Origin of the sequence: Sandarakinorhabdus oryzae (assembly GCF_009733735.1) — a bacterium.
Lineage (GTDB): Bacteria > Pseudomonadota > Alphaproteobacteria > Sphingomonadales > Sphingomonadaceae > Sandarakinorhabdus > Sandarakinorhabdus oryzae.
Genome location: NZ_WNJP01000187.1, coordinates 1 through 4,893, shown reverse-complemented (window position 1 = coordinate 4,893; position 4,893 = coordinate 1). Strand labels below are relative to the sequence as shown.

The 4,893-nt window shown below is 67.0% G+C and carries 6 protein-coding genes; 4 read left to right on the top strand and 2 right to left on the bottom strand.

The window, feature by feature from the left end; all coding sequences use genetic code 11:
• Positions 1 to 448 (bottom strand): TetR/AcrR family transcriptional regulator (locus GJ693_RS13755; RefSeq protein WP_156256849.1); only part of this gene is annotated, 448 nt, incomplete at its 3' end.
• 72 nt (positions 449 to 520) lie between these two features.
• Here GJ693_RS13755 and GJ693_RS13750 point away from each other — a divergent pair.
• The gene (locus GJ693_RS13750) at positions 521 to 1,414 is read left to right on the top strand and encodes an SDR family NAD(P)-dependent oxidoreductase (RefSeq protein ID WP_156256848.1); all 894 of its coding nucleotides are present in this window, start codon (positions 521 to 523) and stop codon (positions 1,412 to 1,414) included.
• A 128-nt stretch (positions 1,415 to 1,542) separates the two neighbouring features.
• Positions 1,543 to 3,591 (top strand): TonB-dependent receptor, encoded by a 2,049-nt coding sequence (locus GJ693_RS13745; protein ID WP_235902922.1) that lies wholly within the window; start codon positions 1,543 to 1,545, stop codon positions 3,589 to 3,591.
• Here GJ693_RS13745 and GJ693_RS13740 read toward each other — a convergent pair.
• Entirely contained in the window at positions 3,575 to 4,099 is a 525-nt protein-coding gene (locus GJ693_RS13740) for a GNAT family N-acetyltransferase (RefSeq protein ID WP_156256846.1), read from the bottom strand. The genes GJ693_RS13745 and GJ693_RS13740 overlap by 17 nt on opposite strands.
• Before the next feature lie 92 nt (positions 4,100 to 4,191).
• Here GJ693_RS13740 and GJ693_RS13735 point away from each other — a divergent pair, with 92 nt between their 5' ends.
• Entirely contained in the window at positions 4,192 to 4,698 is a 507-nt protein-coding gene (locus GJ693_RS13735; protein WP_156256845.1) for a GNAT family N-acetyltransferase, read from the top strand.
• Positions 4,695 to 4,893 (top strand): phosphotransferase family protein (locus GJ693_RS13730; RefSeq protein WP_197042204.1); only part of this gene is annotated, 199 nt, incomplete at its 3' end. The genes GJ693_RS13735 and GJ693_RS13730, both read left to right, overlap by 4 nt.

Genomic DNA, 4,893 nt, shown 5'->3' with positions numbered 1-4,893 from the left:
GCAGGCGGCCGGCGGCGGCCAGTTCGGCGAGCATGGCGGCGAGGCTGGTGGTGGGCCGGGCGGCGGCGGCGGCGAGGGCGGGATGGGCGCTGCGGTCGGCCAGTTCCGGGCTTTTCATCAGCCGGTAGAGTTCGGGGTGTTCGGTGACGAAGCGGACGTAGGCCATGCTGCCCGCGACGATGCGTTGGGCGGGATCGCCAGGGGCGCTGGCCAGCGCGGCCATCTTGTCGGTGTAAAGCTGGTCGAAGCCGGCGGCAGCGACGGCGGCGACGAGGGCGCTTCGGTCCTTGAAATGATGGTAGGGCGCCATGGCGGAGACGCCGGTGGCGCGGGCGACGGCGCGCAGGGACAGGGCGGCCACGCCGTCGCGCTCGACAATGGCGCGGGCGGCATCGACCAGTGCGGCCTTCAGGTCGCCATCATAGTGCCAGGCTGATTCGGGTTTCACGAGATGGGTCTAGCTTGACCAGCGGCGGCACGCAATTTATACGATGTAAACTTTGCAGCGTAAGGCTTGATCATGAATATTGTGATGACCGGCGGCAGCCGAGGCATTGGTGCCGAAGCGCTGCGCCACCTGACCGCGCAGCCAGGCGCGCGCATCCTGATCGGGGTGAGGGGGCCGGCGCCAGCCGGCACCACCGGCCTGCCGCTCGATCTTGCCAGCCTGGCCAGCGTCGGCAGCTTTGCCGATGCGGTGATCGCGGCCCTTGGCGGGTCCGGCATCGACGCGCTGGTGCTGAACGCCGGCGGCCAGCGGCCGACGGTGGCCGAACGATCGGTGGATGGCCATGAACTGACCTTTGCCGCCAACCACCTCGGCCATTTCCTCTTGCTGCAACGCCTGTGGCCGCACCTGGCCAGCGGCGCCCGCGTGGTGATCACCAGCAGTGGCACCCATGATCCCGAGGAGCGCACCGGCGTGCCGCCGCCCCGTCACGCCAACGCCTACTGGCTGGCCGATCCCACGCTGGACCCCAAGCTGGACGCCAGCCCAATCACGGCTGGCATGCGCGCCTATTCCGCCTCCAAACTCGCCAATCTGATGACGGCACGCGTCGCAGCACTGCGGGCGGCCGCTGATCCGCGCGGCATCAGCGTGGTCGCCTATGATCCCGGCCTCACCCCCGGCACGGGCCTGGTGCGCCAGCAGATGTGGCTGGTGCGCGCGTTGGTCTGGCCACTGTTGCCGCTGATGGTGCCGTTCAGCCGCATGATGAACCCGCTTTCGGCCTCGGGACGCGGTCTCGCCGATCTGGCCACCACGCTACGGCCACCGCCGGGTCAGGTATATGCAGCGCTGCGCAAGAGCCGGATGGGCTGGCCGGAACCTTCTGCGCTGGCCCGTGATGACGCCGCCTGCGCCGCCCTGTGGGCCGACAGCCTGGCCCTGTGCGGGCTGCCGCCAGACTGATCGGCATTATTGCGAAGAGTTCGCAATTTTCCACTTGCCAAGCTGCGAATGGGTCGCAATAAGCGGCGCAACTGATAGTCATTCGCAGGAACTGCCCGATGCGTTGCGCCCTTCTGTTGTCGTCCCTCATGCTCGCCCTGCCTGTGCAGGCCGACACGATGGAGGATGACGCCGGCACCATCGTCGTCACCGGCCAGCGTGACGCGCCCTATCGCATTGGCAGCATCAGCTCCGCCACCCGCACCGACACGCCGCTGCTCGACACGCCGCAGGCCGTCACCGTGCTCAGCAAGGAGCGGCTGGACGATCAGGCCATCTTGTCGGTGCAGGAGGCCCTGCGTTTCGTGCCGGGCGCCGTCGGCGCGCAGGGCGAAGGCAATCGCGACCAGGTCGTGCTGCGCGGCAACAACAGCACCGCCGATTTCTTCGTCGATGGCGTGCGCGACGATGCGCAGGTCTATCGCGATTTCTATAACCTCGATCGGCTGGAAATCCTGAAGGGATCGAACGCCATGATCTTCGGCCGTGGTGGTGGCGGCGGCGTCATCAACCGCGTCACCAAGACCCCGCAAGCCACGCGGCTGCTGGCTGGCGATGTCGCGGTGGACAGCTGGGGCAGCTGGCGGGTTGCGGGCGACCTGAACGAGCCGCTGGCGGCCGGCATCAACGCCCGGCTGAACGGCGTTTATGAAAATGCCCACAACCACCGCCATTTCTATGGCCTGGAACGCTGGGCGGTGAACCCAACGCTGGCTTTTGATCTGGGCGGCCGCGGCACGCTGGTGCTGGGCTATGAACATATCGATGATCGCCGCACCACCGATCGCGGCGTGCCGTCGCTGGGCAATGCGCCGATTGCCGGTTACCGCGACACGCTGTTCGGCGATCCGGCGCTCAACAAGACCGGCGCCAACGGGGATGCGCTGACCCTGGCGCTGGACTACAAGCTGGCCGACAACATCAGCCTGCGCAACCGCACGCGCTATGCCAATTACGACAAGTTTTATCAGAATGTCTTTGCGTCTGGCGCGGTCGTTGCCGGCAGCGTGCCAATGCAGGCCTATCGCGAACAGTTCGTGCGCGACAATGTCTTCACCCAGACCGACCTGCTGATCAATTTCAGCACGGGCGCGCTGCGCCACGAGCTGCTGGCCGGGTTCGAACTGGGCGATCAGCGCAACGACGGCCAGCGCATCAACGGCTTCTTCAGCGCGGTCGACAACACCACTACCGCGAATGTGCCGCTGGCCGAGACGCTGAGCATTCCCGCCGTCTATTTCCGGCCGCGCCAGGGCGCATCGGCGCGCGACAACCGCAGCCATGCCACCATTGCCGCCGCCTTCGTGCAGGATCAGCTGCAAATCGGCGAGCATGTCATCCTGCTGGCCGGCCTGCGCGTCGACCGTTTCCGGCTGACCGTTGATAACCGGATCAGTGGCCTGTCATTTGCGCGCACCGACACGCTGTGGTCGCCGCGCCTGGGCCTGGTGGTGAAGCCGGCGGCGAGCGCCTCGCTTTATGCCAGCTACAGCCGTTCCTATTTGCCGCAATCGGGTGACCAGTTCACCAGCCTCGATGTCAGCCTGGCGGCGCTGGAGCCGGAGCGCTTCGAGAATCTGGAAGTGGGCGGCAAGTGGGACATCATGCCGGGCCTCAGCCTGACGGCGGCCGCCTATCGGCTGGAGCGCAGCAACACGCGCGCGCCCGGCGCGGTGGCCGGCACCATCGAACTGACCGGCAAGCAGCGCAGCCGCGGCATCGAACTGGGCCTGGATGGCCAAATCCTGCCGTGGTGGCAGGTGCAGGCCGGCGTCGCCGTGCAGAGTGCCCGCATCGTTTCCACCACCAGTGCCGCGCCAGCCGGCCGCCATGTGGCACTGGTGCCGGATTTCCAGGCCAGCCTGTGGCAGCGCTTCCAGATCGCCAAGCCGTTGGGGCTGGGCGTTGGCATCCTGCACCAGGGCGCCAGCTTCACCGGCATCAGCAACACGGTGCGGCTGCCGGCCTACACGCGGGTGGATGGCGCGCTGTTCGTCACGGTCACCAAGGGCGTGGTGGCGCAGCTGAATGTCGAGAATATCTTCAACACCAGCTATTTCCCGACGGCGCACACCGACAACAACATCACTACCGGCACACCGCGCACGGCCCGACTGACGATCAGGACGACGTTCTGAACCGTTCCCACAGCCCGATCGGCTGTTCCTTGTAGCTGGTCTCGCCAAAGATGCTGAAGCCACAGCGGCGGGCGACCGCGATGCTGGCGGCATTGGCCGGGTTGATCATGGCGACGGTGCGATCAAAGCGCGTGTCGGCCCAATTGAGCGCGCAGGCCACTGCCTCGCTGGCATAGCCCTGGCCCTGCGCTTCGGGATGAAAGGCCCAGGCCGCTTCCGGGCAGCCAAAGGGTTCGACGCCGGTGCGCTCCGCATGCAGGAAGCCAACATCGCCCAAGTGCATATCCTCGCCCGGTCTTGTGACGGCCCAGATGCCATAGCCCATCAACTGCCAGTGGCCGGCATAGCGAAGCAGACGATTCCAACTGTCTTCCCGGTTGAACGGCTTGCCGCCGAAATGCGTCACCACCACGGGATGCGACCACATCGCGACCAGCCGCTCGAAATCATCGAGCCGGTGCGGGCGAAGCACGAGCCGCTCGGAAGTGAGGATGGGCAGTTCGGCCATGGCGACAAGCATAGGCATGGCCCCGGCGTGTTTCCAGTGACCTGTTTCTGACACAGGTTGCAGCCGTGGCCGGCCGTGATAGCCATAGTAAGATGATCCGGCCTGCGCGCCCCATTGACCTGCCTCTGTTGCCGGCGATCGAGGATGCCGCCGGCACGCGCTTTGCCGGCACCAGCGCCGCCTTGGATGCCGATCTGCCCTCGATCCCGCTCGCCGCCTTTGCCGCCGCGCATGAATTGGGCTGCCTGTGGGTGGCCGCCGATCGTGATGAGGCGCCAATCGGATTTCTACTGACCGAGCCGAGAGCGCCCTGGCTGCATCTGCGCGAACTTGATGTGCATCCCGATCACAATGGCAAGGGCCTGGGCCGGGCGCTGATCGCTGCCGCCGCGGCGGCAGCGCCGTCGCTGGGTTGCGACCGGCTGTCATTGACCACGTTTCGCGACATCCCGTGGAACGCCCCCTGGTACCGCCGCATCGGCTTTCAGGACATGCAGGGCGACGCGGTGCCGGACTGGCTGGCAGCCATCCTCGCGCAGGAGGCCAGGCTTGGCCTTGATCCTGCCAATCGCTGCGCGATGGTGATGCCGGTGCTATGACCGATCTTGACCGTCTCTTCGCCTGGTTGCCGACACTGGGCTTGGCGCTTGCCGCCGGGACCCGTCTGGAGCGGCTGGGCGGCGGCATCGCCAATCGCAACGAGGGCGTGATGCTGACCACGGGCCCGGCGGTGCTGCGGCGGCCCCCGCCCGGTGTGCTGGCGGCCGGGGCCAGCGACATGGCGCGAGAGGCCC